A 25,424-nucleotide genomic window follows, 5' to 3' on the forward strand; every position below is an offset into this window, starting at 1 on the left:
GGGCGACCAGAGAGGGCCGGATGCAGAACAGCTTGAGCGGAATGTTCGACCTGTCGGGCCGCGTCGCCCTGATCAGCGGCGCCAGCCGCGGGCTGGGGCAGGGCATGGCGTTGGCATTGGCCGGGGCGGGGGCCGACCTCGTGCTGACTGGCCGCGATGCGGTGGCCCTGGCCGGCACGGTGGCGGCGGTGCAGGCGCTGGGGCGCCGCGCCCTGCCGCTGGTGCTGGAGATGCGCGATCCCGCCAGTTTTCAGGCCGCAATCGACGCGGTCGAAGCCGGGTTCGGCCCGATCGACATTCTGGTGAACAATGCCGGGATGGAAAGCATCCGCGCCTCCGAGGATGTGCCGGTGGCGCTGTGGGACGACATCATCGACACCAATCTGAAAGGTGCGTTCTTTCTGACGCAGGCGGTGGCGCGGCACATGCTGCGGCGGCAGCGCGGCGCGGTGATCAACCTCTGCTCGCTGACCTCTTACGTCGGGGTGCCGACGGCGGCGCCTTATGGTGCGTCGAAATCCGGGTTGCTGGGGCTGACGCATGCGCTGGCGGCGGAATGGGCCGGGCGCGGCATCCGGGTCAATGCCATTGCGCCGGGCTATTTCCGCACGGCGATGACCGAAGTGTTCTATGCCGATGACGCCTGGGCCAGCGCCATGCTGGACAAGATTCCGCAGCGGCGGTTCGGGGTGGCACAGGATCTGGCCGGGGCGGTGGTGTTTCTGGCCTCGGACGCGGCGAGTTACGTGACCGGACAATGCCTTGCGGTTGACGGCGGCTATCTGGCGGCGATTTGACGGCGTGAAAACCGCGGCCAAGCCCTTGCAAATCGCCCGCCAAGGCGTTCTGAATGGGCCGAATTCGCCAGCAGGGGCCACAGCCGATGATCAGGGATGCCGCCAATGCTGCCCAAGCCGCCAAGGCCGGGCCAGCGGTTTCGGTGCGCGGCGTGGATATGGATTTCGGGGCCGGGCCGCTGGCGGTGGCCGATGCGGGCTTTGATCTGGCCCGGGGGCGGTTTCTGACCATCCTTGGCCCTTCGGGTTCCGGCAAGACCACGCTGTTGCGGATGATCGCAGGCTTTCAGACCCCGACGCGCGGCGAGATTTTCATCAACGGCGAGCCGGTCAGCAAGGTGGCCCCGCACCAGCGCGCCATTGGCATGGTGTTTCAGAAACTGGCGCTGTTTCCGCACCTTACGGCGGCGCAGAACGTGGCCTTTCCGCTGAAGATGCGGCGCTTCGATGCCCGCGGCATCCCGGCCCGGGTCGAGCAGTTTCTGGATCTGGTGCGGCTTGGCGGGCTTGGCGGGCGGCGCATCCACGAGCTTTCCGGTGGCCAGCAGCAGCGGGTGGCCATCGCCCGGGCGCTGGTGTTCCAGCCGGACCTGCTGCTGCTGGACGAGCCGCTGGCCGCCCTGGACCGCAAGCTGCGCGAAGAGATGCAGCTGGAATTCCGCCGTATCCAGCGCGAGTTGGGGGTGACCACGATCAACGTGACGCATGACCAGCGCGAGGCGCTGGTGATGTCGGACGAGGTGATCGTGATGGAGGCGGGGCGCATCCAGCAGAACGCCCGCCCGGTCGATCTGTATCGCGATCCGGCCAATGCCTTCGTGGCCAATTTCATCGGCGTCACCAGTTTCCTGCCCGGTCGCGTGGCGCCAGGCGGGCTGGAGTGTGGCGGCATCCTGTGCCCCGGCACGCCGCGGCAGGCGCTGGCCGCTGGCACGCCGGCGCGCGGGGCGATCCGGGCCGAGCAGATCCGCATGGCGGCGGATGGCGCAGCGCTGGCGGGGCTGGATTTCCGGCTGCAAGGCCAGGTGCGCGATGCGATCTTCGAAGGCGAGCGCCAGCTTTACGAGGTGGTGCTGCCGGCCCTGGGCGGGATTGCCGTGCAGGTCTATCATCACGATGCCAGCGATTTTGCCCTGACAGCACCGGGGCAAACCGTCACGGTCGGCTGGAACCGCCGCGACATGATCCTTTTCCCGGCAGCCGTTCCCTGAGAAAGCCGCCGCAATCGCCCGAATGGGCCTTACCCCCAACAAGGAGACCAAAATGACCAGACACATCCAACGTCCCAGCCTGTCGCGCCGTGCCGTCCTGCGGGGCGGTGTGGCCTTTGGCGGTGCGGCCCTGCTGGCGCAGCTTGGTGCCGGGCGCGCCTTTGCCGCCGAGCCGGAGAAACCGGCCGAGTTGATCGTGCGGGCCTGGGGCGGCAGTTGGGTCGATGCGCTGAAAGCGGGCGTGTCGGACCCGTTCACCGCCGCCACCGGCATCACCATCCGCCACGATCTGACCGAGGACAACGAGATCCAGCCGAAGATCTGGGCCGCCGCCGAACAGAAGCGGGTGCCGCCGATCCATATCAACTGGGACACCACCACCAACGCCACCAAATCGGCGCTGCGCGGCGTGGCCGAGGATCTTTCCGACCTGTCGAACCTGGCGGGCACCACCGATCTGGCCAAGCCGGTCGGGCTGGAGGGCTATCCGATCGTCAACACCTATGGCTATGTCTATGTGCTGGCCTACCGCCCCGAGGCGTTCCCGGACGGCGCGCCGAAGTCGTGGAAAGACCTGCTGGACCCGAAGTTCAAGGGCCGCATCGCGCTTTATAACGACGGCATCGGCTTCCATTTCCCGGCACAGGTGGCGGGCGGCGGCAAGCTGGAGGATATTCCGGCCAACATGGATGCCTGCTGGGCATTTGTCGAACAGATGAAGGCGCAAGAGCCGCTGCTGGGTGAAGACCCCGACTTTACCACCTGGTTCCAGAACGGCGAGATCGACGCCGCCTGCACCATTTCGACCAACGCCCGCGAGGCGCGCAAGAACGGCGTGAACATCGCCTGGACGGTGCCGGAAGAGGGCTGCAAGTTCGACACCGACGGCTTGTGGATTCCGGTCGGTCTGCCGGAGAACGAGCTTTACTGGGCCAAGCAATACATCAACTTCGCCCTGACCAAGGACGCCCAGCAGGTCTGGCTGGACGGGCTTGGCCTGCCCGGCGTGGTGCCCGGTCTGACCCCGCCTGCCGATCTGGTGGACGACGCTTCCTATCCCACCAAGCCCGCGGATTTCGAGCATCTGATCCGGATCTCGGCGCAGGTGCAGGTGGAAAACGAAAGCGAGTGGTTCGCCAAGTTCAAGGCGATCATGCAGGGCTGAACCCAGGGGCCGCCCGCGCCGGTGCGGGCGGCCCAACCTTGCGAAACCCGATCCACCGAAAGCAGACCGATGCGCCCCTCTCGCGCCGAATATCCCTATCGCTGGCGGCTGATGGACCGGCTGGAAGCGGCTGCCGACCGGCTGTTTCCGCGGCGCTGGTCGCGCTGGACCGGCTGGCTGATGCTGGCCCCGGCGCTGCTGCTGGTGGCGGTGCTGCTGATCGGGCTGGTGCAGATTGCCGATGCCTCGCTGCACACGCTGGACCGCAAGACGTTTCGCACCTCGGCGGCCTACAGTCTGGACAACTATCGCGCGGCGCTGGATCAGGGGGTCTATCTGGCGGTGCTGTGGCGCAGCGTGCTGGGGGCCGCGATCGTCACGCTGCTGACCCTGCTGCTGGCGTTTCCTTACGGCTATGTGATGGTGCGCACCCGCAGTTCGAACCTGCGCAAGCTGTTGCTGATCGCGCTGTTCCTGCCGTTCTTCATCGGTCAGGTGGTGCGGGCCTATGGCTGGCTGATCATTCTGGGCAATGGCGGGCTGGTCAATGACCTGCTGGGGCTGGTGGGGGTGCCGCCGCAGCGGTTGCTGTTCAACTATCCGGCGGTGCTGTTCGGGCTGGTGCAATACATGCTGCCCTTTGCCGTGTTGATGCTGGCCCCGGCACTGACCGCCATCCCCGAAGAGACCGAGGCGGCGGCGGGGTCGCTGGGGGCCAACTGGCTCCGCACGCTGTGGCATGTGGTGCTGCCAATGGCGCGGCCTGGGCTGGTGGGGGCGGGGCTGGTGGTGGTGTCGCTGACGCTGACCGATTTCGCCATGCCGGCGATTCTGGGCGGCGGCGGTCAGGATTTCATCGCCAACGCGATTTACGACCAGTTCTTCCGCACCTCGGATCAGGGGCTGGGGGCGGCGCTGACGCTTTTGCTGGTGGGCATCGGCTCGCTGGTGGTGGGGGCGGTGTTCACGGCTTTCGGCGCGGGCACGCTGGCGATGGGGCGGGCCAGAACATGAACCAAAGCCGCGCGCAACGCTGGGTGCTGGGGTTTTTCGTGCTGCTGGCGCTGGTGATGCTGTCGGCGCCCACCGTGGTGGTGATGGGGGCCTCGGTCAGTGCCGGGCGGATGATCGCCTTCCCGCCCGAGGGATTTTCGCTGCAGTGGTATGGCAAGATCCTGGCCGCAAGCGATCTGCGGCAGGCCTTCGGGCGCACGCTGGTGGTGGCGCTGATCTGCACGGCGGTGGCCTTGCCGGTGGGCACGCTGGCGGGGATTGCGCTGGCCAAGTTCCGGCTGCGCTTTGCCGGGGCGGTTCAGGTCTATCTGCTGCTGCCCTTCACCGTGCCGCTGATCGGCTCGGGCATCGGCATGATGCTGGCTTTCGGCAAGATGGGCATCCTGGGGCAGTTGTGGCCGGTGGGCATTGCCTGCGCCGTGATCAACCTGCCGTTCATGATCTGGGCGGTCACCGCCTCGGCAGCGGCGCTGGACCCCGATCTGGAACTGGCGGCGGCCAATTGCGGGGCGGGGCGGGTGCAGACCTTCCTGTCTGTCACCCTGCCTGCGGTGACGCCGGGGATCATCACCGGTTCGCTGTTGATGTTCATCCTGGCGATGAACGAGTTTCTGGTCAGCCTGCTGCTGGTCGATGCCCGCATCGTCACGCTGCCGGTGCAGATCTACAATTCCATCCGCTCGATCATCACGCCCGACCTTGCGGCGATCTCGGTGGTGTTCATCGTGATGGCGGCACTGGCGATTGCGTTGCTGGACTGGCTGGTGGGGCTGGATATCTTTCTGAAATCGAAATGACGCGGCCAAGTGCCGCCTGCTGAAGGGCAATGCGATGAAACCGGTTAACCTCCATGTGCTTGCCGAGATGAGCGCCAGCCAGCGCGCGGCGCTGTTGCGGCGCTCCGAGGCCGATCTGTCGGGCTTTCTGGACAAGGTTGCCCCGATCATCGAGGCGGTGCGCCGCGAAGGCGATGCCGCTTTGGCGCGCTTTGGCCGCGATCTGGATGGGGCAAAGGGGCTGACCGAAGCCGGGTTGCAGGTAACGCCGGCCGAATTTGACGAGGCCTTCACGCTGGTTGCGCCCGAGATCATCGAGGCCATCCGCTTTGGCATTGCCAATATCCGGGCCTTTCACCAAGTGCAGGCGCCCGAGGCGATGTGGCTGAAGGAAATCCGCCCCGGCGCCTTTGCCGGTGACCGTTTCACCCCGATCCGGTCGGTGGCGCTGTATGTGCCGCGCGGGAAGGGCTCGTTTCCGTCGGTGACGATGATGACGGCGGTGCCTGCGGTGGTGGCGGGGGTGCCGGAGCTTGCGATCTTCACCCCGCCCGCCCCGGATGGCCGGGTGGATGCGGCAACGCTGGTCGCGGCACGGTTGGCCGGGGTGGAGACCGTCTACAAGGCTGGCGGCGCGCAGGCGGTGGCGGCGGCGGCTTACGGCACGCAGACCGTGCGGCGGGCGCTGAAGATCGTCGGGCCGGGCAGCCCCTGGGTGGTGGCGGCCAAGCGGCTGCTGGCGGGGGTGATCGACCCCGGCCTGCCCGCCGGGCCATCCGAGGCGATCATCCTTGCCGATGCAACGGTGCATGGCGGGCTGGCGGCGCTGGACCTGTTGATCGAGGCCGAGCATGGCCCCGACAGTTCGGCCTGGCTGGTGACCCATTCGCGCCGGGTGGTTGACGAGGCCTTGGCGGCACTTCCCGGCCATTGGGCGCAGATGACGCCGCAGCGGGTGGCGTTTTCCAACGCCGTGCTGTCGGGGCCGTCGGGCGGCATCGTGCTGACCGGCTCGGTGCAGGAAAGCCACGATTTCATCAACGCCTATGCACCCGAGCATCTGGAGATCCTGTCCACCGCACCTTTCGAGCATCTGGGCCGGATCACCGAGGCGGCCGAGGTGCTGCTGGGGGTGCATACCCCGGTTTCCATTGCCAATTTCGGGCTGGGGCCGAATGCGGTGCTGCCGACCTCGGGCGGGGCGCGCACCTGGGGGCCGCTGTCGGTCAGCGATTTCGTCAAACGCTCGTCGGTGGGCTATGTGACTGCCGCCGCCTATCCGGCCTTTGCCGATCAGGCGGGAAAGCTGGCGGTCTACGAGGGGTTCTCGTCGCATGCGCTGGCGGTTTCGGCGCGGCGCGATGCCTATCTTGACCCCAAGGCGCCGTGATGCGCGCGGTGCGGCTGCACGGGGTCGGCGATCTGCGGCTGGAGCAGGTGCCCGAGGCCCCGGCCCCCGGCCCGGGCGAAGTGCGGCTGCGGGTGACGGCGGCGGGGATTTGCGGCTCGGACCTGCACAATTTCCGCACCGGCCTGTGGATCAGCCGCGCACCGGTGACGGCGGGGCATGAATTTGCCGGGGTGATCCTGGCTCTGGGGGCGGGGGTGACGGGGCTGGCGCCGGGCGATGCCGTGGCGGTGGACAGCCGGGTCACCTGTGGCGCCTGCCGCAATTGCCGCGAGGGGCGGGGGCAGATTTGCAGCCGCATGGGCTTTGTCGGTGAAGTGATCGAGGGCGGTTTTGCCGAAAGCGTGACGCTGCCCGCCCGGCTGGTGCTGAAGGCGCCGGTCGGGGTGGAGCCGCGGCATCTGGCGATGGCCGAGCCTTTGGCGGTGGCGTTGCACGCGCTGAACCGGCTGGCGTTGCCCGCAGGGGCGCCGTTGCTGGTGGCGGGCTGCGGCAGCATCGGCGGCTTTGCCGCGCTGCTGGCCGCCCGCGCCGGGCACCCGCTGCTGCTGGCCGACCGCAATACTGCCCGGGCGGCGCTGGTGGCGGCGGTCACCGGCGGGCGGGTGGTGGAGTTGACCGCCGCGGGTCTGGGCGATGCGCCGCCGCGGCATGTGATCGAGGCCACGGGGGCGGCCCCGGTGATCGCGGCGCTGCCGGGGTTGATGGCCGGTGGCGGCGCGATTGCGCTGGTCGGCATCAGCCATGGCGCGCTGCCGCTGGACCCCAACCTGCTGGTCGAACGCGAGATTGCGCTGCTGGGCTGCCATGCCTTCGGGGAGGAGTTGCCGCAGGTGCTGGCGATGCTGCCCGATCTGGCCGCCGACCTGACCCGGCTGATCGACGCCGAAGTGCCGCTGGAAGGGGTGGTGGCGGCCTATGGGCGGCTGCTGGCCGGTGAGGCTCGGGGGTTGAAAACCCTGATCCTGCCGCAGCCATGACGCAGGCCCCCTCGCGCACCGCCGCGATCCGGGCACTGGCACGGCAGGACAGCCCTGCCGCCGAGGCGGCGTTGACCGCGCTGCTGGCCGATCTGTTCGCGATTGCGCCGCAAGGGCTGCGGATCAACCACGACCAGTATTCGCTGAACTCGCTGAACGGCTTCTTCGAGGCGGCGGGCGAAGGCTTCTTCTTCAAGTTCCATCAGGAAGAGGGCGAGGCCGAGATGGCGGGCGAATATTACCGCGCCGACATTCTGGCCCGCGCCGGGCTGCCGGTCGATCTGCCGCTTTGGTCCTCGACCCAGCCGGGCGAGCAGATCCTGGTCTATCGCCGCCGCGCCGAGCCGCGGTTTTCCGACGTGCTGCGCGGGCTGGATCTGGCGCCCGATGCGCTGGCGGCAGGGCGGGCGCTGGCGGCACAGGCGGCGCTGGAGGATCATCTGCTGGCGGTGGCCCGCACCTCTCTGGCACCGATCACCCCGGCGCAAAGTGCGGCAGAGCCGATCCACCGGCTGTTTCATCAACGGCTGGTCGATCCGGCCAGCGGCCATTGGCCGGGCGGGCGGTTTGCGGCGTTTTATCAGGGCCAGAGCTTTGCCCTTCCCGGTTGCACGCTGGATTGGCAGGCGTTTTCCACCGCCCGCCCGGTGCTGAACGGGGTGGAATACCGCGACGATGTCGGCACGCTGTTTGCCCGCGCGGCGGCCCGGTTGCATCCGGCGCGGCTGGCCGATGCGGGGGGCATTGTGGCGCATGGTGACGCGCATAACGCCAATGTCTGGTATGAGCGCGGGGCGGTGGCAGACCGGCTGGTGTTCTTTGATCCGGCCTTTGCCGGGGCGGCGGTGCCGTCGCTGCTGGCCGAGGTCAAGGCGACCTTCCACAACCATCTGGCGCATCCGTTCTGGCTTTACGACCCCGGGCTGGCCTGCGACCATTTCCGCGTCACGGCGCGGCATGACGGGGTGCGGCTGTATCTGGAGACCGACTGGCAGCCCAACGCCCTGCGGCAAGACCTGCTGGCGGTGAAGGCCGCGCATTACTGGAAGCCGTGGCTGGCGACGCTGGCGGGTGCCGGGATGCTGCCCGGCGACTGGGAAGACGTGCTGCGGCTGGCGCTGTTCCTGTGCCCGACGCTGGTGATGAACCTGCGGGCCGGGGCGGGCGGCCACAGCCCGCAGTCCAGCGCCATAGGCTTTGCCATGGCGATCATGGCCGGGTCGCCGCCGGTCGCCGGGCAAGACCTGATGACCCGGTTTTTCGACAGCATCCGGCCCGCGTGATGCCGCAGCCGGCACTGTGGCGATGCCGCGGGGGTAAGCACTGCGCAATATCAGGTGGTGGTGGCGCTGATTTATCTTCGGCGGCGCTTGACGCCGCCCGCCGCCTTCCGTAAACCCCCCACACGTTCGGGCGGCGATCCGGGCGGAATGTGCGGTTGTAGCTCAGTTGGTTAGAGTACCGGCCTGTCACGCCGGGGGTCGCGGGTTCGAGCCCCGTCAACCGCGCCACCGCCCCGGATCGCCCGATCGAACGCTTGGAATGGCGGTTGTAGCTCAGTTGGTTAGAGTACCGGCCTGTCACGCCGGGGGTCGCGGGTTCGAGCCCCGTCAACCGCGCCATTTCTCCTTTTTCACCTATAGCAATGTTTGAATGTATCGGCTACACCCGGGCGGCAACCCCGGAGGCCGCATGTCGTTTCTTGACCAGATACCGCTAAACATCGCTCTGCTGGCCGCGCTGACGCTGGGCCTGGCACCGTTCTTCCCCGAGCCGCATATCTGGGAAAAGCTGAAGATGCTGCTGGCGGGCGATCTGGTGCGGCCCTTGGACTGGTTCGATTTCGCGCTGCATGGCGTGCCGTGGCTGATCTTGCTGGCCAAGCTGGGGCGGATGGCGCTGAAAGGCTGATCCTTTGCCGGGCGGAGCCGGGGGTTTCACACCCCCGGACCCCCGTGGGATATTTTCGCAGAGGTGAATGGGGAAGGTTTTCTCAAAGCTTCAGGCGGTAGCGGATGTGGCCGTCGCTGGGTGCGAAGCTGTCGTAGAGTTTGCGCGCCGTGGTGTTGCCCTCATCGGTATGCCAATAGAGGCGATGCCAGCCTTTGGCCCAGGCGAGGGCTTTGACATCCTCGATCAGCGCCCGGCCGATGCCCTGGCCGCGCGCCACCGGGGCCACGAACAGGTCTTCCAGATAGCAGTCGTCGCCCAGCACCCAGGTCGAAGCGTGGTGGTGGTGCAGCGCAAAGCCCAGCATCGCACCATCGCGGCAGGCGACGCGCGCCGTCAGCCGCTGGTCAGAGTCGAGGATGCGGGCCCAGGTGTGGTCGGTCACTTCGGGCGGCAGCGTGACCTGATAGAAGGCCAGATACTGCCGCCACAGGTCGCGCCAGGCGGCTTCGTCATCGGCAGTGGCGTCGCGGATGTCCAGGCTCATGCGGTCAGCCGTGCCAGCACGCGGGCCCAGGAGCGGATGCCCTTGTGAAAGCTTTCCATGGCATATTTCTCGTTTGGAGAATGGATCTGGTCGTCGTCGCGGCCAAAGCCGATCAGCAGCGCGTCCATGCCGAGGTAGGTCTTGAAATACCCCGCAATCGGGATCGAGCCGCCGCAGCCGACATAGGCCGCGGTCTTGCCCCATTCGTCGGTCAGGGCGTGGCGGGCCTGCTCGAAGGCCGGGTGGTCGATCTGCATCTGCCCGGCGGGGCTGGCGCCGTGGCCGTGAAACTCCACCGCGCAATCGGCGGGAAGCTGACTTTGGACGTAGGCGCGGAAGGCCGTGCGAATCGCGTGGGGGTCTTGGCTGCCCACAAGGCGGAAGCTGATCTTGGCATGGGCCTCGGACGGCAGCACGGTCTTGAAGCCGTCGCCGGTATAGCCGCCCCAGATGCCGTTCACCTCGCAGGTCGGGCGCGACCACAGCATTTCCAGCGGCGTGCGGTCCTGCTCGCCCGCGGGGACGGAAAGGCCGACGTCACCAAGGAAGCGCGTGTGGTCGAACGACAGGCTTTGCCATTGGGCGCGGAGGACGTCGGGCAGTTCGGTCACGCCGTCGTAAAAGCCGGGCACGGTGATGCGGCCGGTCGCGTCGTGCAACCCTGCGATGATTCGCGCCAGCACCCGGATCGGGTTGATCGCCGCCCCGCCATACATGCCGGAGTGCAGATCCTTGTCGGGACCGCGCAGGGTGATCTCTTCGCCCAAAAGCCCGCGCAGCGTGGTGACGATGGCGGGGGTGGTGGAATCAAACAGCCCGGTGTCGCAGATCAGTGCGATGTCGGCCCGCAATTCTGCGGCATTTTCCTGCATGAACGGAATCAGCGAGGGCGAGCCCGACTCCTCCTCGCCTTCCAGAAAGATCGTCAGATGCCCCGGCAGTCGGCCATGAACCGCCTTCCAGGCGCGGCAGGCTTCCAGGAAGGTCATCAACTGGCCCTTGTCGTCGGATGACCCGCGGGCGCGGATCACCGGGCCTTTGGCGGTCTCTTCCACCACCGGATCAAACGGGTCGCGGGTCCACAGCGCCAGCGGGTCAACCGGCTGCACGTCGTAGTGGCCGTAGAACAGAAGGTGCGGGCCGTCGGCGTCGCTGCCGCAATGCGCCACCACCATCGGATGGCCGGGCGTCGGGCGCTTGGAGGCGGTAAAGCCCAGATTTTCAAGGTCTTGCACCAGCCAGTCGGCGGCGCGGTCACAGTCGGGCTTGAACGCCGGATCGGTGGAGATCGACGGGATGCGCAGCAGGTCCAGCAGCCGGTCGGTGGCGTCGGGCAAACTGGCGTCGATCCGGGACAGCACGGCATCAAGCGACATCGGGTCTTCCTTTCGTGAAGTTCGCGGCGACCCTAGCAGCCCCAGCCCCCCTGTCCAGAGCCGCTCTGAAGTCGCCACCTTCGGGATCGGCGGGCAATTGCTGCCGGAAACAATGCCGCGGAATGTCGGTGTCAACCTATCTTGACAGCGCCGACGTTACAGTGTGGGATCGGCCCGTGGCTATTGCCGACTGACAATTGGGTTGCGGCGAAAAGTCCATCTTCCAGATACGGAATTTGACCGATATCAAAGTTTGCGCAAACCGGACGCTTTACCAAGGCCCGAATGGCTGGCAGCAGCGTACAGCGGTGATGGAGATCGATATGAACTATGACATGGCACTCGACACGGCGCTGAACCGGTTGCACGACGAGGGACGCTACCGGACTTTCATCGACATCGAGCGTCGTCGGGGGTCATATCCGAATGCGATCTGGCACAAGCCGGACGGCACGGAACAGGAAATCACCGTCTGGTGCGGCAACGACTATCTGGGCATGGGCCAGAACCCCAAGGTGCTGGCCGCCATGCACGAGGCGCTGGAAAGCACCGGCGCCGGTTCGGGCGGCACCCGCAACATTTCCGGCACCACGATCTATCACAAGATGCTGGAGGCCGAACTGGCCGACCTGCATGGCAAAGAGGCGGCGCTGGTGTTCGGCTCGGCCTATATCGCCAACGATGCCACGCTTTCGACGCTGCCCGCGCTGTTCCCCGGTCTGGTGATCGTGTCGGATTCTATGAACCACGCCTCAATGATCCAGGGCATCCGCCGGGCGGGCTGCGAGAAGCACATCTTCAAGCACAACGACATGGATGATCTGCGCCGCATCCTGCAAAGCATCGAAAAGGGGCGGCCGGTGCTGATCGCCTTTGAATCGGTCTATTCGATGGATGGCGACATCGGGCCGCTGTCGGAGATTTGCGATCTGGCCGAGGAATTCGGCGCGCTGACCTATATCGACGAAGTGCATGCCGTGGGCATGTATGGCCCGCGCGGTGGTGGCGTGTCGGAACGCGATGGCATCGCCCACCGGATCGACATCATCAACGGCACGCTGGCCAAGGCCTATGGCGTGATGGGCGGCTATATTGCTGCATCTGCAAAGATGTGCGACGCGGTGCGGTCCTACGCCTCGGGTTTCATCTTCACCACTTCGATGGCTCCGGCGATTGCGGCGGGGGCGGTGGCCTCGGTGCGGCACCTGAAGGAAGACGGTTCGCTGCGCGAAGCCCAGCAGACCAACGCCCGCATCCTGAAGATGCGGTTGCGTGCGGCGGGGCTGCCCTTCGTCGATCATGGCACCCATATCGTGCCGGTGTTCGTCGGCAACCCCGTGCACTGCAAGCTGGTTTCGGACATGCTGCTGGAGCGTTTCTCGATCTACGCCCAGCCGATCAACTATCCGACCGTGCCGCGCGGCACCGAACGGCTGCGGTTTACGCCCTCGCCGGTGCACTCTTCGGCGCAGATCGACGCGCTGGTGCAGGCGATGGAAGCGCTGTGGGCGCATTGTGCGCTGAATCGCGCCGAGGAGTCGGCCTGATCTGTTCTGCATGTGCAAAAGTTCTTGCCCTGTGCTAGTATTTTCTTAATGAGACGGACCATGAGTCGCGGCAAAGTGACTCGGGTTCAAAGGGGCAGGGCAGGACATTGCGCATGATCTGGCGGAGGAAACGACCTTCGACGGCAGAGGCCGAAAGGCCACGCGGGTTTGACGATTTCGACGTGCGTCTGGGCGACCTGATGCGTGGCGAGCGGGCGACCTTGGGCAAATCCCTGCTGGATGTGCAGCGCGAGTTGAAGATCAAGGCGACCTATATCGCCGCGATCGAAAACTGCGATGTTTCCGCCTTTGAAACCCAGGGCTTCGTGGCCGGTTATGTGCGTTCCTATGCGCGCTATCTGGGCATGGACCCGGACCAATCCTTCAAACGCTTTTGCCGCGAGGCCAATTTCGAAGTGGCGCATGGCATGTCGGCAGCGGCTTCGCCTGCGGCGATCACCGCGGTGCGCAGCCGGGCGGCACAGGAATTCCACGACCCGCTGGCCAATCCGAACGCCTCTTTCGTGCCGCGCGTCGAAAGCGGCTTTGCCCGGATCGAGCCGGGCGCAGTCGGTTCGCTGGCGGTGCTGGTGGCGCTGATCGGTGCGCTGGGCTACGGCGGCTACACGGTGTTGCAGGAAGTGCAGCGGGTGCAGATGGCACCGATTGATCAGGCGCCGACCGTGGTGGCGGAGCTTGATTCGCTGGGCAACGTCGATGGCGTGGCACCGCTGGTGCGCTCGGCCCCGGCGGATGACAGCACGGCGGTGGCGGATGCGGTGGTTGGCTCGGGCGAGGGGCTGGACCGGCTGTATCGACCGCAGGCACTGGACGTGCCGGTGATGGTGTCGCGCGACGGACCGATTGCCGCGATCAATCCGGGGCTGGCGCAGGTGGCAGCAGTCGAGCCTGCGGCGGCACAACCGGCAGCGCCCGGCGTGGTGCAGGTGGTCGAGGCCAATGCTCCGGCGGTGGAACTGCTGGCAGTGCGGCCGTCCTGGGTGCGGGTATCCTCGGCCGATGGCACGGTGCTGTTCGAGAAGATTCTGGATGCGGGCGAACGCTATGTGGTGCCGCAGATGGAACAGGCGGCGCTGCTGCGGGCGGGCAATTCCGGCTCGGTCTATTTCGCGGTCAATGGCACCACCTATGGCCCTGCCGCCCCCGGCGCGCAGGTGATCAAGGGGGTCGAGCTTTCGCCCGCGGCACTGACGGCGAAATATGCCGTGGCCGATCTGACCGGCGACAGCGACCTCGCGCGGTTTGTCGCAGTGGCCGAGGCCGATCTGACCGCACCAGCACCGCTGCAATAGCTGCCAAACTGGCCGGGCGCGGTTGCCGCGCCCCCGGGTTGGCGCTATCTATGGCGCAACCGGATCAGGCCGAAGGAACTTGTCGATGTCGCTGCATGCCGTGCGCCCCTGGCGCAATATCGAACGCCGCAAATCGCGTCAGATCATGGTGGGCAAGGTGGCCGTTGGGGGCGATGCGCCGATCTCGGTGCAGAGCATGACCAACACCATCACCTCGGACGTGGCCGCCACCGTGGCGCAGGTGCAGCGCTGTGCCGCCGCCGGGGCCGATATCGTGCGCATCTCGACCCCCGATCAGGAAAGCACCGCGGCGCTGCGCCAGATCGTGCGCGAGGTGACGGTGCCGATCGTGGCCGACATCCATTTCCACTACAAGCGCGCCATCGAGGCCGCCGAGGCCGGCGCCGCCTGTCTGCGCATCAACCCCGGCAACATCGGTGATGCGCGGCGGGTCAAGGAAGTGATCAAGGCCGCCAAGGACCACGGCTGTTCGATCCGCATCGGGGTGAACGCCGGCAGCTTGGAAAAGCACCTGCTGGACAAGTATGGCGAGCCTTGCCCGGATGCGATGGTGGAATCCGGCATGGACCACATCAAGATCTTGCAGGACAACGATTTTCACGAGTTCAAGATCTCGGTCAAGGCGTCGGACGTGTTTCTGGCGGCGGCGGCCTATCAGCAATTGGCGATGGCCTGCGATGCGCCGATCCATCTGGGGATCACCGAGGCCGGGGGGCTGGTGTCCGGCACGGTGAAATCGGCGATCGGCCTGGGCAATCTGCTGTGGTCGGGGGTGGGCGACACCATCCGGGTCAGCCTGTCGGCCGATCCGGTGGAAGAGGTGAAGGTCGGCTTCGAGATCCTGAAATCGCTGGGGCTGCGGCATCGCGGGGTGACGATCATTTCCTGCCCCAGTTGCGCACGGCAGGGGTTTGACGTGATCAAGACCGTGGCGGCGCTGGAAGAGCGGTTGGCGCATGTCACCACCAGCATGAGCCTTTCGATCATCGGTTGCGTGGTGAACGGGCCGGGCGAGGCGCTGATGACCGATATCGGTTTCACCGGCGGCGGGGCGGGTTCGGGGATGATCTATCTGGCCGGCAGGCAAAGTCACAAGCTGGGCAATGACGGCATGATCGAGCATATCGTCGAACTGGTGGAAAAGAAGGCGGCGGAGCTGGAGGCCGATGCGGCGGCGCAGGCGCTCGTCGCTTCCTGACGGTCGCTTCTCGCTGCGAAGACCGACCGTCAGGAAGGGATGAGCGGTCAGCCTTTGCGTTGGTCTTCGACGATGCTGCGCATGCCTTCCAATGGCACATAGCCCCGTACCAGCGTCTGGTCGATCACGAAGGTCGGCGTGCCGGAGATTTGCAGCCGGTCGCCCAAGCCATGATTGGCGTCGATCACGGCGGTGACCTCGGGCGCGTCCATCTTTGCCATCACCGCGGCCGCATCGAACCCCAGATCGGCAGCCAGCCGGGTCAGGGTCTCGGGTGTGGCATCGCCGCGCAGGCTGATCAGCGCGTCATGGGCGCGTTTGTAGGCGTCGTCGCCGTTCAACTGCCGCACCGCAATGGCAAAGCGCGATGACAGCACCGACTGTTCGCCCAGAATCGGGAACTCCTTGACGACAAAGCGGATATTGCCATCCGATTTCACCAGTTCCTCGACCTCGTCATAGGCCTTGCGGCAGTAGCCGCAGCGATAGTCGGTGAATTCGACGATGGTGATGTTGCCATCGGGGTTGCCACCGACCCAGGAATTGGCATCCTTGAAGATGTCGTCGGCGTTGGTGGCGACCAGCGTCAGGTCATTGGCGGCCTCGGCGGTCTGCTGGCGTTTTTCCAGCACGCTGATGGCTTCGGTGAGCACTTCGGGATTGTCGAGCAGATAGGCGCGCACTTCGGCGCGGAAGGCGGCGCGTTCGGCATCGGTCATGCTGGCCAGATCGAGGGCCGTTGCGGGGCTGGCCAGCGTCAGGGCCAGGGCGGCGGCAAGAAATTTCATGTGATCTCCGGGTGCGCTTGGCCATGCGGCCGTTTGGGTTTGGGGTCAGCATTGCAGATCGGGGACGGCAGGCCAAGCCGGGAAAGCCCGCGCGCGGGGCGGTGATGCCTTGATTGTGATGGTGCGGGCGGGGCTTGTGTTTACTTTCGGGCCTCCGGCGGGGATATTTGCAAACAGATGAAATGCAGGGCGGGTGATGCGGGCAATTATCGGGGTCATGCTGGCGGTGCTGGTCTGGGCGCAGGCGGCGGTGGCGCAGGAGCTTTCGGCGCTGTCGCGGCTGGTGGTGGCGGGGTCGTCTGTGCAGGACGCAGGCGCGGGCATCGAGGTCAACCTGGCGCTCAGCCAGCCGGTGCCGTGGCGGGTGCGGCTGCTGGATGCGCCGCCGCGCGTCGTGCTGGATTTCCGCGAGGTGGACTGGGCCGGGATCGGGCAGGTGCCGCAAGGATCGGCGCGGATCGCCGGGTTGCGGGCCGGGGTGTTCCGGCCGGGCTGGTCGCGGCTGGTGCTGGAACTGACCGGGCCTTATCTGGTGCGGCAGGCCGGGATGGCGACGGAAGGCGGGGCAGCAAAGTTGGCGTTGCGGCTGGAGCCTGCCTCGGCGGCGGATTTTGCCGCCAAGGCAGCGCTGCCCGAGCCTGCGGAATGGGCGGTGCCCAAGGCCGCCGATCTGCCCCCCGTGGTCAAGGCCGGTGACGGGCCGCTGGTGGTGGTGCTGGACCCCGGCCATGGCGGCATCGACCCCGGTGCCGAGCGCGAGGGCCAGTCGGAGGCCGACCTGATGCTGACCATGGCGCGCGAGTTGAAGGAAGCCTTGCTGCGCAGCGGCAATTTCGTGGTGGTGCTGACCCGCGAGGAAGATGTGTTCGTGCCGCTGGAGACCCGGATCTCGGTGGCGCGGGCGGCGGGCGCGCATGTGTTCATGTCGCTGCACGCCGATGCGCTGGCCGAGGGCGAGGCGGTGGGGGCGACGCTTTATACCCTGTCGGACGAGGCCTCGGACGCTGCTGCCGCGGCCTTGGCCGAACGGCACGACCGCGACGATCTGCTGGCGGGCGTCGATCTGACCGAGCAGGACGATCTGGTGGCCACGGTGTTGATGGACATGGCGCGCACCGAAACAGCACCGCGCACCGAACGGCTGGCGTTGGCCTTGCAGGCGGCAATCACCGGGGCGGAGTTGAAGATGCACCGGCATCCGCGCCAGCAGGCCGGGTTTTCGGTGCTGAAATCGCCCGATATCCCGTCGGTGCTGCTGGAACTGGGGTTCCTGTCCTCCAGTCGCGATCTGGCGCGGCTGACCGATCCGAAATGGCGGGCCAGGATGGCGGCAGCGGTGGGGCAGGGCCTGAGCGCCTGGGCGGCCGAGGATTCGGCGCTGAAGGCGTTATTGCGGCATTAGGCGGGGTTTTGCCGGCCTTGGCCGCGCGACGGGTTTGTGTTGCGCGATTGCAGTCTATATAGGGGCGGCAAGCAGGGGGTGCTTTCTTTGGTCAGGTTTGTCGGGTCATTCTTCGGGGCCATTTTCACCGCGGTGACGCTGGGGTTGTTCTTTGGCGCGCTGACCATTGGCGCGATCTTCTGGATGTATTCGCGCGACCTGCCCAGCCACGAAAGCCTGGCACAATATACCCCGCCGACCATCAGCCGCATCTACAACGGCGAAGGCCGGATGATCGACGAATTTGCCCAGGAGCGGCGGCTGTTCGTGCCGATCGAGGATATTCCCGATCTGGTGAAGGACGCCTTCATCTCGGCCGAGGACAAGCATTTCTACACCCATCGCGGTTATGACGTGGGCGGCATGTTGGCGGCGGCGCGCGATGCGGTGCTGTCGGGCGGGCAGAACGTGCGGGGGGCCTCGACCATCACCCAGCAGGTGATGAAGAACTTCCTGTTGTCGGGCGACCGCACTGGCGAACGCAAGATCAAGGAACTGATCCTGGCGACCCGGATCGAAGGGGCCTTGTCCAAGGACAAGATCCTGGAGCTTTACATGAACGAGATCTTCCTCGGGCAGAACTCGTATGGGGTGGCGGCGGCGGCGCAGACCTATTTCAACAAGACCCTGGGAGAGTTGGCCCCGCACGAGGCGGCAATGCTGGCGGCGATGCCGCAGGCGCCGGGACAATACCATCCGGTGCGCGCCAAGGCCCGGGTGACCGAGCGGCGCAACTATGTGCTGCGCGAGATGTGGCAGAACGGCTATATCGACGAGGCAACCTACAACAGCGAAAAGGAAATGCCGCTGCGTTCGGTGCAGAACGGCGATTTCCCGGCGTTCCGCGAGGCGCTGCCGCCGCGCGACTATTTCACCGACGAGATCCGCCGCCAGCTTTCCGGCACTTTTGGCGAGAAGGAATTCTTTGGCGGCGGTCTGACCATCCGCGCCACGGTGGACCCGGACTTGCAGGCCGCCGCCGCCAAGGCGCTGCGCACCGGGCTGGAAAAGTTCGACCGCGACCGCGGGGTTTGGCGCGGCACCGGGCAGGTGATTGCCGCCGACAAGCTGGGGTCCGAGGCCGACTGGCGGGCGGCGCTGGCCGATCTGGTGGTGCCGCGCGACGTGGCGGGCTGGCATCCGGCGGTGGTGCTGGAGCTGGGGGAGACCTCGGCCCGGATCGGCATCGAAGGCGTCGAGGAAGACGAGGACGGCCATTTCATCCCGGCGGAAGACGTGACCTGGGCGCGCAAGCGGCAGGCCGACGGCACGCTGGGGCGCAAGGCGCGGGTGCCGGCCGATCTGGTCTCGGTGGGCGATGTGGTGCTGGTGCGGGCGGTGACCAACGACGACGACAGCTTCAAGCGCTGGTCGCTGCGCCAGGTTCCCGAGGTGCAGGGCGCCTTCATGGCGATGGACGTGTTCACCGGCCGGGTGCTGGCGATGCAGGGCGGATTCAGCTATCAGGATTCGGTGTTCAACCGCACCACGCAGGCCACACGGCAGCCCGGCTCCAGCTTCAAGCCCTTCGTCTATGCGGCGGCTTTGGATTCCGGTTTCACCCCCGCCACCATCGTGATCGACGCGCCGATTGAAGTGGACACGCCGCAGGGCTTGTGGCGGCCGAAGAACGCCTCGAACCGGTTCTACGGCCCGGCGCCCTTGCGCACCGGCATCGAGCAGTCGCGCAACCTGATGACGGTGCGGATTGCCCAGGAAATCGGCATGGAAACCGTGGCGGGCTATGCCGAACGCTTTGGCGTCTATTCTCCGATGAACCCGTTTCTGGCCAACGCGCTGGGGGCGCAGGAAACCACGCTGTTCAAGATGGTGGCGGCCTATGCGATGTTCGCCAATGGCGGCGAGCGGGTGGAGCCGACGCTGGTCGATCGGGTGCAGGACCGTTACGGCAAGACCATCTACCGCCACGACCAGCGGCTGTGCGCCGATTGCCAGTTGGCCAGCCTGGACCCGGGGGTGGCGCCGGTGATCGTGTCGAACCGCGAGCGGGTGATGGACGCGATCACTGCCTATCAGCTGACCTCGATGCTGCAGGGCGTGGTGCAACGCGGCACCGGGCGCGGTATCAACCTGCCGGTGCCGGTGGCGGGCAAGACCGGCACCACCAACGATGCCAAGGACGTGTGGTTCATCGGCTATACCTCGAACATCGTGGCGGGTTGCTACATCGGCTATGACCAGCCGCGCAGCATGCCGGGCGCCTCGGGGGGCGGCTTTTGCGGGCCGGTGTTTCAAAGCTTCATGAAGGTGGCGGTGAAGAAATACGGCGGCGGCAAGTTCCGGGTGCCGCCGGGCGGGCATTTCATCAACATCGACCGGTTCTCGGGCGGGCGGCTGGGTGATGGTGCCAGCGGCGAAAATGTGGTGGCCGAGTATTTCCGCGATGGCGAAGACCCGACCTTCGGTTTCATGGTCGATGGCGGCTTCGGCATGGGGTCGAACCTGCCGCTGTTCGCCTATGGCGAGACCGGCAGCGACGAGGGCGGCTCGACGGTGACGACGGCGACGGGCGAGACCAAGGTGATCCCCGACAAGGCCGATTTCGGCACGCTGAGTTCGGGCGGGCTGTATTGACCGCCGCTCGGCGCTTCCTTGCGGTCGGTTCTCGCTGATCTGCGAAGACTGACCGTCAGGGAAGGATGAGCCGCCTTGCCCGCGCCGCCGCGCCGCGCTATCACCCCGGCCTGAACCACTTGCCTGAAAGCCCGACCGATCATGCGCTCTGAAACCCAAAAAGACGTGGATGCCATTGGCCGCTCCTTGGCCCTGCTGGGGCAGCGGATGGACGTGGAAACCGCACCGCACCGGCTGGAAGAAATGAACGCGATGATCGAGGACGGCGATCTGTGGTCCGACCCCGCGCGGGCGCAAAAGCTGATGCGCGAGCGGCAGGCGCTGTTGGACGCGATCTCGACCCACAAGCTGATCGAAACCGGGTTGCGCGACAATGTCGAGTTGATCGAGATGGGCGAGGCCGAGGGCGACGCCGAGATCGTCAGCGAGGCCGAGCAGGCCTTGCGCGATCTGGTGGAACTGGCGCGCGGCAAGGAGTTGGAGGCGCTGCTCGATGGCGAGGCCGATGGCAACGACACCTTCCTGGAGGTCAACGCCGGCGCTGGCGGCACCGAGTCCTGTGACTGGGCCAGCATGTTGGCGCGGATGTATGTGCGCTGGGCGGAAAAGAAGGGCTACAAGGTCGAATTGCAGTCGATGAGCGACGGCGAAGAGGCGGGGATCAAATCGGCGGCCTACAAGATTTCCGGCCCCAACGCCTATGGCTGGCTGAAATCCGAATCCGGCGTGCATCGCCTGGTGCGCATCTCGCCCTACGATTCGGCGGCGCGGCGGCATACCTCGTTTTCGTCGGTCTGGGTCTATCCGGTGGTCGATGACAACATCGAGATCGACATTCCGGCGGGCGACATCCGCATCGACACCTACCGCTCGTCGGGGGCCGGGGGGCAGCACGTCAACACCACCGACTCGGCGGTGCGGATCACCCACTTGCCGACCAATATCGTGGTGACAAGTTCGATGAAATCGCAGCACCAGAACCGCGAGGCGTGCATGGTGGCGCTGCGGGCGCGGCTGTATCAGTTGGAGCTGGACAAGCGCAACGCCGCCGTCAACGCCCAGCACGAGGCCAAGGGCGACGCCGGCTGGGGCAACCAGATCCGGTCTTACGTGTTGCAGCCCTATCAGATGGTGAAGGATCTGCGCACCGGGGTGGAAACCTCGGATACCCAGGGCGTGCTGGACGGCGATCTGGACCGCTTCATGGCGGCGACGCTGGCGATGGATGTGGCCGGCAAAAGCCGGGCCGAGGCGCAGGGCGACGCCTGAGGATGCCAGAGGCAGCCAACCGGGTGCCGTTTCATGTGATGGTCAAGCCCTCGGGGCCGCGCTGCAATCTGGACTGCTCTTACTGCTTTTATCTTTCGAAAACCGGGCTTTACCCGGAGGAACGCAAGTTCCGCATGAACGACGCGGTGCTGGAAACCTATATTCGTGACCACATTGCCGCTCATGTGGCCTTGGGCGTGCCCGAGGTCGGGTTCACCTGGCAGGGCGGCGAGCCGACGCTGCTGGGCCTGCCGTTCTTTGAGCGGGTGCTGGAATTGCAGCGCCAATATGCGCCGCCGGGGTTTCGGATCAGCAACAGCATCCAGACCAATGGCACGCTGCTGGATACCGATTGGGCGGCGTTTCTGGCCCGGAACAGCTTTCTGGTCGGTCTCAGCCTTGATGGCCCCAAGGCGCTGCACGACCGCTACCGGATCGACCGCGCCGGGCGGCCCAGTTTCGATGCGGTGATGCGCGGGCTGGACCTGCTGCGCCAGCACAAGGTGGATACCAACCTGCTTTGCGTGGTTCATTCGCATAATGTGCTGAAACCCAAGGAGGTTTACCGCTTTCTGCGCGGGCAGGGCGAGTTTCTCCAGTTTATTCCGCTGGTGGACCCGGGGCCAGACGGCCAGGCCAGCCCGCAAAGCCTGCGCCCGGCGGCCTTTGGCAAGTTTCTGTGCGAGGTGTTCGACCTGTGGGTGCAGCACGATGTCGGGCGGGTTTTCGTGCAGTTCTTTGACGAGCAGTTGCGGCTGTGGATGGGGCATCCGGCCAGCCTCTGCGTCTTTGCCGAAACCTGCGGTCCGGCGCTGGCGCTGGAGCAGAATGGCGATCTGTATGCCTGCGATCATTTCGTGACGCCGGAACATCGGCTGGGCAATATAATGCAAACTTCGATGGCCGATATGGCGTGGTCGCAGCGGCAGCGGGCGTTCGGCGCGGCCAAGGCCGATCTGCCGCCGCAGTGCGTGGCGTGCAGCCACCATTTTGCCTGCAACGGCGGTTGCCCGAAGGATCGGATCGGGCCGGGCGGGGTGAATTACCTTTGCGCCGCCTACAAGGCGTTCTTTCAGCACGCCGGACCGAAGCTGTGGCAGATGGCGGCGCTGGTGGCTAAGGGGCAGCCTGCGGCGCAGATCATGCGGCGCTGAAACGCAAAGGGGCACCCGAAGGTGCCCCATGGTCCTGCGATCTGGCGAACGATCAGAAGTCTTCGCCAGCCTTGGTCGCGCCAAGCGGCGGCGGCGGCGGGGCCACGGCGGCTTGCGGCATCTGGCCCGGCAGCGGGGTCTTGCCACCGGCCAGCGGGTCTTCCTGCCGCTGCACCGAGCCTTCGAAATGCGCACCGCTTTCGATGGCGATGGTCTTGTGGATGATGTCGCCTTCGACCCGCGCGGTCGAGGTCAGCCGCACCTTCAGCCCGCGCACCCGACCGATCACCCGGCCGTTGACCACGATGTCATCGGCCACGATTTCGCCGCGGATGGTGGCGCTTTCGCCCACGGTCAGGAGATGCGCCCGAATATCGCCTTCGACGGTGCCTTCAACCTGGATATCGCCCGAGGTCTTGATGTTGCCGACGATCGTCAGATCCGACGACAGCAGCGACGGCGCCGCCTTCACCTTGGGTGCCGAGGGCACATAGTCGCTGGGCGCATGCCGCGGCGCGGGCGCTTCCGGGGCGCGGGGGCGTTCAGGCTCGCCGGGTTTGGCACCGGGTTCGTTGATTCTGCTTTTAGAAAACATCTTTGGCTGCCTTGATAAAGGTCATGGGGTTAACCGGGGTGCCCCCGATGCGGACCTCGTAGTGAAGATGCGTGCCGGTAGATCGGCCTGAATTTCCCATATCACCGATCCGGTCGCCACGCGATACCCTTTGTCCGACATCGGCGCGGATTTGCGAAAGGTGGCCATAAAGCGTTTCGATGCCGAAGGCGTGGCGGATCTTGACCATGCGGCCATAACCGTTGCCCCAGCCTGCCTCGATCACCACACCGTCGGCGGTGGCGAAGATCGGCGTGCCGTACGCCCCGGCCAGATCGGCGCCGGTGTGCATGCGGGTGCCCGCCCCCTTGGGGTCGCGGCGGTAGCCGAAGGGCGAGGTAAAGCGGAAGCCCGCCTTCACCGGCATGGCAAACGGCGATTTGGCGGCGGCAAGGCTGTAAAGGTTCATCCGGTCCAGACCGCCCAGAATGGCGTTGGCGCGCACCTCGTCGGGGCTGAGAACGCCGCCGCCCATGCTGGAGGCGGTGAAGGGCATCAGCGGCCCGCCCTGGCCGGAATAGCCGCGGCGCACCTCGTCCAACAGGGTGTCGGGCGACATGCCGGCGGCGCGGAACATCTTGTCCAGCGGCTCCATCGACACGGTGACCGCCTCTTCCAGCCGGGCGAAAATGGCGTCGTTGCGCAGTTCAAGCTCTTGTTTCTGCTGGGCGATCTGTGCGGCTTCCTCGTGGGCGACGGCGGTCTCTACCGCCATGGCGTCGCGCTGCTCGGCTGTGGCCCCCAAGGCACCGGTCAGAATCTGCAATGTGGCGAGGGTGTCGCGCACCCGGCCGGCTTCGGTATGGGAACCGCCGGTCTGCGCCATGGCCAGCGTCACCCGCTCGGCCTCGGCGCGGGCCTCGTCGCGTTCCTTGATGGTGCGGCGCAGCGTGGACTGGATCACGTCAACCCCGGTTTCCAGCTCCTTGCGGCCGTCTTCCGAGGCCAGCAGCCGCGCCTGCATCTTCGACACCTCGGCCAGCGCCAGGTTGAAGCGTTCCTGCGCCCGCACGGCCTCTTCGGCGCGCAGATCGCGGTCGTTCGACAAGGCGGTCAGGCGTTTTTCGTAAAGCGCCTGCTGGCGTTCGGCCTGTTCGCGTCCGGAACCGGCACTGATTGAATCCATGAACAGGATGGCGGTGGCGAACACCGTCCACATCAGCGCCAGCGCGAAAACCGCACCGGCAATGGCCTGGGTCAGCGGGCGAAGCCGCACGAAATGGGTGCCATTGTCGGATTTCAGGAACAGCCGCTGTTCGGGAAGATAGCGCTCCAGCGCGGCGTTGATGCGGTAATCGAGGCGCGTCAGCACGTGGCGTGTTCCAATCGTTCAAAACCCATGCCGGGGGCGGCTGCGGTCAACCGGCGCCGCAATAACCTGCGCCAGCCGTGCGGAATGATTAGTGAGGGGTTACCAAGCCCGCAACAAATTTGACGGACGGGCGGCAGACACCGCCTGAATCGGCATCGGATCGGCAAGAATCTGCCGATAAAATGCCCGGAGCGTGCACGTCTTTGACATATTCCGGGGTCAGGCTCGGTGGTGGCCGCCGCAAGACCGACAGAATCCCCGGCCCCGGCCGCAGCAAAAACCGGCTGCGACCGGGCAAGACTCTATCAATGGGGTTGGGCGCCGTGGTTTCAACAAGCGGTTGATCCCGGCACGGCGCTGCCAGATCGGTGCGGCGTCAGGCGGTCATTGCCTTCACGGCGGCCAGCACCTCATCGACATGGCCCTTGACGCTGACCTTGCGCCAGACTTGCACGATCTTGCCGTCGCCGCCGATCAGGAAAGTGGACCGCTCGATCCCCATCGAGGTCTTGCCATACATGCTTTTCTCGACCCAGGTGCCGTAATCCTCGCAGGTCTGCCCGGCCTCGTCCGACACCAGCGCGATGCCCAGGGCGTGCTTTTTCACGAACTTGTCATGCGAGGCCACGGTGTCTTTCGACACGCCGACGATGGTGGCACCGGCCAGCAGGAAATCGGCGGTGCGGGCGGTGAATTCCACGGCTTCGGTGGTGCAGCCCGGGGTGTCGTTGCGCGGGTAGAAATACAGCACCACCGGCTGCGGGCGCAGGGCGGAAAGCGTAAGCTGGCCACCACCGTTGCGCGGCAGGGTGAAATCGGGGGCGGTGTCGTTGGCCGAAAGGGCTGTCATGGCTGATCCTTGCTTACAGGGCGATGCTTCGGTTTTAGTTGCCTTCGGCCGAAGATAAAGGCAATCCCGAAGAAACCGCCAACAATCGGGGTCTGCGACCACAGGATGCACCAGCCGGACAGCGATACCAGGTCACAGGGTGCCCCGCCGGGGCCGGAC

General features: G+C 66.1%; 22 protein-coding genes and 2 tRNA genes. 18 read left to right on the forward strand and 6 right to left on the reverse strand.

Going from position 1 to position 25,424, the window contains the following annotated elements:
- Nucleotides 1-20 precede the first annotated feature (20 nt).
- The 11 genes from RSW2DRAFT_RS05945 (at nt 21) to RSW2DRAFT_RS05995 (ending at nt 9,262) form a co-directional block, all read left to right on the forward strand.
- Complete coding sequence (locus RSW2DRAFT_RS05945) at nt 21-797, forward strand: glucose 1-dehydrogenase (RefSeq protein ID WP_008029036.1); 777 nt, start codon at nt 21-23, stop codon at nt 795-797.
- A gap of 53 nt (nt 798-850) precedes the next feature.
- Nucleotides 851-2,008 (forward strand): ABC transporter ATP-binding protein, encoded by a 1,158-nt coding sequence (locus tag RSW2DRAFT_RS05950; protein WP_008029038.1) that lies wholly within the window; start codon nt 851-853, stop codon nt 2,006-2,008.
- A 52-nt stretch (nt 2,009-2,060) separates the two neighbouring features.
- A complete protein-coding gene (locus RSW2DRAFT_RS05955) occupies nt 2,061-3,173 on the forward strand; it encodes an ABC transporter substrate-binding protein (RefSeq protein ID WP_008029039.1) in 1,113 nt (370 codons plus the stop codon).
- Nucleotides 3,174-3,242: 69 nt separating this feature from the next.
- A complete protein-coding gene (locus tag RSW2DRAFT_RS05960; protein WP_008029041.1) occupies nt 3,243-4,187 on the forward strand; it encodes an ABC transporter permease in 945 nt (314 codons plus the stop codon).
- On the forward strand, nt 4,184-4,984 hold the full coding sequence (locus tag RSW2DRAFT_RS05965) for an ABC transporter permease (RefSeq protein ID WP_008029043.1): 801 nt from the start codon (nt 4,184-4,186) through the stop codon (nt 4,982-4,984). The genes RSW2DRAFT_RS05960 and RSW2DRAFT_RS05965 overlap by 4 nt, the downstream gene beginning before the upstream one ends.
- Before the next feature lie 34 nt (nt 4,985-5,018).
- The gene (hisD, locus tag RSW2DRAFT_RS05970; RefSeq protein ID WP_008029045.1) at nt 5,019-6,353 is read left to right on the forward strand and encodes a histidinol dehydrogenase; all 1,335 of its coding nucleotides are present in this window, start codon (nt 5,019-5,021) and stop codon (nt 6,351-6,353) included.
- The gene (locus RSW2DRAFT_RS05975; protein WP_008029050.1) at nt 6,353-7,351 is read left to right on the forward strand and encodes a zinc-dependent alcohol dehydrogenase; all 999 of its coding nucleotides are present in this window, start codon (nt 6,353-6,355) and stop codon (nt 7,349-7,351) included. The genes hisD and RSW2DRAFT_RS05975 overlap by 1 nt, the downstream gene beginning before the upstream one ends.
- Complete coding sequence (locus tag RSW2DRAFT_RS05980) at nt 7,348-8,634, forward strand: hypothetical protein (protein WP_008029051.1); 1,287 nt, start codon at nt 7,348-7,350, stop codon at nt 8,632-8,634. Before RSW2DRAFT_RS05975 ends, RSW2DRAFT_RS05980 begins: the two co-directional genes overlap by 4 nt.
- 151 nt (nt 8,635-8,785) lie before the next feature.
- Nucleotides 8,786-8,862, forward strand: a tRNA-Asp gene (locus RSW2DRAFT_RS05985).
- A gap of 34 nt (nt 8,863-8,896) precedes the next feature.
- A tRNA-Asp gene (locus RSW2DRAFT_RS05990) sits at nt 8,897-8,973 on the forward strand.
- Between the two features lie 70 nt (nt 8,974-9,043).
- A complete protein-coding gene (locus RSW2DRAFT_RS05995; protein ID WP_008029053.1) occupies nt 9,044-9,262 on the forward strand; it encodes a hypothetical protein in 219 nt (72 codons plus the stop codon).
- Between the two features lie 82 nt (nt 9,263-9,344).
- On the opposite strand, the gene RSW2DRAFT_RS06000 is transcribed toward RSW2DRAFT_RS05995, so the two are convergent.
- Both RSW2DRAFT_RS06000 and RSW2DRAFT_RS06005 read right to left on the reverse strand, forming a co-directional pair.
- Nucleotides 9,345-9,788: a GNAT family N-acetyltransferase gene (locus RSW2DRAFT_RS06000; protein ID WP_008029055.1), complete on the reverse strand. Its 444-nt coding sequence runs from the start codon at nt 9,786-9,788 to the stop codon at nt 9,345-9,347.
- A complete protein-coding gene (locus RSW2DRAFT_RS06005; RefSeq protein WP_008029056.1) occupies nt 9,785-11,164 on the reverse strand; it encodes a M20/M25/M40 family metallo-hydrolase in 1,380 nt (459 codons plus the stop codon). The genes RSW2DRAFT_RS06000 and RSW2DRAFT_RS06005 overlap by 4 nt, the downstream gene beginning before the upstream one ends.
- A 323-nt stretch (nt 11,165-11,487) precedes the next feature.
- Here RSW2DRAFT_RS06005 and hemA point away from each other — a divergent pair, with 323 nt between their 5' ends.
- The 3 genes from hemA (at nt 11,488) to ispG (ending at nt 15,243) form a co-directional block, all read left to right on the forward strand.
- Nucleotides 11,488-12,711 (forward strand): 5-aminolevulinate synthase, encoded by a 1,224-nt coding sequence (gene hemA, locus RSW2DRAFT_RS06010; protein ID WP_008029059.1) that lies wholly within the window; start codon nt 11,488-11,490, stop codon nt 12,709-12,711.
- A 113-nt stretch (nt 12,712-12,824) separates the two neighbouring features.
- Nucleotides 12,825-14,024: a helix-turn-helix domain-containing protein gene (locus tag RSW2DRAFT_RS06015; RefSeq protein WP_008029061.1), complete on the forward strand. Its 1,200-nt coding sequence runs from the start codon at nt 12,825-12,827 to the stop codon at nt 14,022-14,024.
- 85 nt (nt 14,025-14,109) lie between these two features.
- On the forward strand, nt 14,110-15,243 hold the full coding sequence (gene ispG, locus RSW2DRAFT_RS06020; RefSeq protein WP_008029062.1) for a flavodoxin-dependent (E)-4-hydroxy-3-methylbut-2-enyl-diphosphate synthase: 1,134 nt from the start codon (nt 14,110-14,112) through the stop codon (nt 15,241-15,243).
- 47 nt (nt 15,244-15,290) lie between these two features.
- Here the strand turns inward: ispG and RSW2DRAFT_RS06025 are convergent, their stop codons facing one another.
- Nucleotides 15,291-16,031, reverse strand: coding sequence for a DsbA family protein (locus tag RSW2DRAFT_RS06025; protein ID WP_008029064.1), 741 nt, complete (start codon nt 16,029-16,031; stop codon nt 15,291-15,293).
- 196 nt (nt 16,032-16,227) lie between these two features.
- Here RSW2DRAFT_RS06025 and RSW2DRAFT_RS06030 point away from each other — a divergent pair, with 196 nt between their 5' ends.
- The 4 genes from RSW2DRAFT_RS06030 (at nt 16,228) to RSW2DRAFT_RS06045 (ending at nt 22,490) form a co-directional block, all read left to right on the forward strand.
- Nucleotides 16,228-17,433, forward strand: coding sequence for an N-acetylmuramoyl-L-alanine amidase (locus tag RSW2DRAFT_RS06030; RefSeq protein ID WP_008029066.1), 1,206 nt, complete (start codon nt 16,228-16,230; stop codon nt 17,431-17,433).
- 87 nt (nt 17,434-17,520) lie between these two features.
- Nucleotides 17,521-20,067 (forward strand): penicillin-binding protein 1A, encoded by a 2,547-nt coding sequence (locus tag RSW2DRAFT_RS06035; protein ID WP_008029068.1) that lies wholly within the window; start codon nt 17,521-17,523, stop codon nt 20,065-20,067.
- Between the two features lie 141 nt (nt 20,068-20,208).
- Nucleotides 20,209-21,336, forward strand: coding sequence for a peptide chain release factor 2 (gene prfB, locus RSW2DRAFT_RS06040; RefSeq protein ID WP_008029069.1), 1,128 nt, complete (start codon nt 20,209-20,211; stop codon nt 21,334-21,336).
- A 2-nt stretch (nt 21,337-21,338) separates the two neighbouring features.
- Complete coding sequence (locus RSW2DRAFT_RS06045) at nt 21,339-22,490, forward strand: anaerobic sulfatase maturase (protein WP_008029070.1); 1,152 nt, start codon at nt 21,339-21,341, stop codon at nt 22,488-22,490.
- A 52-nt stretch (nt 22,491-22,542) separates the two neighbouring features.
- Here RSW2DRAFT_RS06045 and RSW2DRAFT_RS06050 read toward each other — a convergent pair whose 3' ends face one another.
- The 3 genes from RSW2DRAFT_RS06050 to RSW2DRAFT_RS06060 all read right to left on the reverse strand — a co-directional run bounded on the left by RSW2DRAFT_RS06050 (nt 22,543) and on the right by RSW2DRAFT_RS06060 (nt 25,265).
- On the reverse strand, nt 22,543-23,085 hold the full coding sequence (locus RSW2DRAFT_RS06050; RefSeq protein WP_008029071.1) for a bactofilin family protein: 543 nt from the start codon (nt 23,083-23,085) through the stop codon (nt 22,543-22,545).
- Entirely contained in the window at nt 23,075-24,415 is a 1,341-nt protein-coding gene (locus RSW2DRAFT_RS06055; RefSeq protein WP_008029072.1) for a M23 family metallopeptidase, read from the reverse strand. The genes RSW2DRAFT_RS06050 and RSW2DRAFT_RS06055 overlap by 11 nt, the downstream gene beginning before the upstream one ends.
- Nucleotides 24,416-24,791: 376 nt before the next feature.
- Nucleotides 24,792-25,265, reverse strand: a complete 474-nt coding sequence (locus RSW2DRAFT_RS06060) for a peroxiredoxin (RefSeq protein WP_008029073.1) — start codon at nt 25,263-25,265, stop codon at nt 24,792-24,794.
- Nucleotides 25,266-25,424: the final 159 nt, after the last annotated feature.

The organism is Rhodobacter ferrooxidans, assembly GCF_000176015.1.
GTDB lineage: Bacteria > Pseudomonadota > Alphaproteobacteria > Rhodobacterales > Rhodobacteraceae > Pseudorhodobacter_B > Pseudorhodobacter_B ferrooxidans.

Excerpts from the sequence above, each read along its gene's own strand:
- RSW2DRAFT_RS05945 (WP_008029036.1), top strand. The coding sequence starts at position 21 with ATGCAGAACAGCTTGAGCGGAATGTTCGACCTGTCGGGCCGCGTCGCC.
- RSW2DRAFT_RS05950 (WP_008029038.1), top strand. The coding sequence starts at position 851 with ATGGGCCGAATTCGCCAGCAGGGGCCACAGCCGATGATCAGGGATGCC.
- RSW2DRAFT_RS05955 (WP_008029039.1), top strand. The coding sequence starts at position 2,061 with ATGACCAGACACATCCAACGTCCCAGCCTGTCGCGCCGTGCCGTCCTG.
- RSW2DRAFT_RS05960 (WP_008029041.1), top strand. The coding sequence starts at position 3,243 with ATGCGCCCCTCTCGCGCCGAATATCCCTATCGCTGGCGGCTGATGGAC.
- RSW2DRAFT_RS05965 (WP_008029043.1), top strand. The coding sequence starts at position 4,184 with ATGAACCAAAGCCGCGCGCAACGCTGGGTGCTGGGGTTTTTCGTGCTG.
- hisD (WP_008029045.1), top strand. The coding sequence starts at position 5,019 with ATGAAACCGGTTAACCTCCATGTGCTTGCCGAGATGAGCGCCAGCCAG.
- RSW2DRAFT_RS05975 (WP_008029050.1), top strand. The coding sequence starts at position 6,353 with ATGCGCGCGGTGCGGCTGCACGGGGTCGGCGATCTGCGGCTGGAGCAG.
- RSW2DRAFT_RS05980 (WP_008029051.1), top strand. The coding sequence starts at position 7,348 with ATGACGCAGGCCCCCTCGCGCACCGCCGCGATCCGGGCACTGGCACGG.
- RSW2DRAFT_RS05995 (WP_008029053.1), top strand. The coding sequence starts at position 9,044 with ATGTCGTTTCTTGACCAGATACCGCTAAACATCGCTCTGCTGGCCGCG.
- RSW2DRAFT_RS06000 (WP_008029055.1), bottom strand. The coding sequence starts at position 9,788 with ATGAGCCTGGACATCCGCGACGCCACTGCCGATGACGAAGCCGCCTGG.
- RSW2DRAFT_RS06005 (WP_008029056.1), bottom strand. The coding sequence starts at position 11,164 with ATGTCGCTTGATGCCGTGCTGTCCCGGATCGACGCCAGTTTGCCCGAC.
- hemA (WP_008029059.1), top strand. The coding sequence starts at position 11,488 with ATGAACTATGACATGGCACTCGACACGGCGCTGAACCGGTTGCACGAC.
- RSW2DRAFT_RS06015 (WP_008029061.1), top strand. The coding sequence starts at position 12,825 with ATGATCTGGCGGAGGAAACGACCTTCGACGGCAGAGGCCGAAAGGCCA.
- ispG (WP_008029062.1), top strand. The coding sequence starts at position 14,110 with ATGTCGCTGCATGCCGTGCGCCCCTGGCGCAATATCGAACGCCGCAAA.
- RSW2DRAFT_RS06025 (WP_008029064.1), bottom strand. The coding sequence starts at position 16,031 with ATGAAATTTCTTGCCGCCGCCCTGGCCCTGACGCTGGCCAGCCCCGCA.
- RSW2DRAFT_RS06030 (WP_008029066.1), top strand. The coding sequence starts at position 16,228 with ATGCGGGCAATTATCGGGGTCATGCTGGCGGTGCTGGTCTGGGCGCAG.
- prfB (WP_008029069.1), top strand. The coding sequence starts at position 20,209 with ATGCGCTCTGAAACCCAAAAAGACGTGGATGCCATTGGCCGCTCCTTG.
- RSW2DRAFT_RS06045 (WP_008029070.1), top strand. The coding sequence starts at position 21,339 with ATGCCAGAGGCAGCCAACCGGGTGCCGTTTCATGTGATGGTCAAGCCC.
- RSW2DRAFT_RS06050 (WP_008029071.1), bottom strand. The coding sequence starts at position 23,085 with ATGTTTTCTAAAAGCAGAATCAACGAACCCGGTGCCAAACCCGGCGAG.
- RSW2DRAFT_RS06060 (WP_008029073.1), bottom strand. The coding sequence starts at position 25,265 with ATGACAGCCCTTTCGGCCAACGACACCGCCCCCGATTTCACCCTGCCG.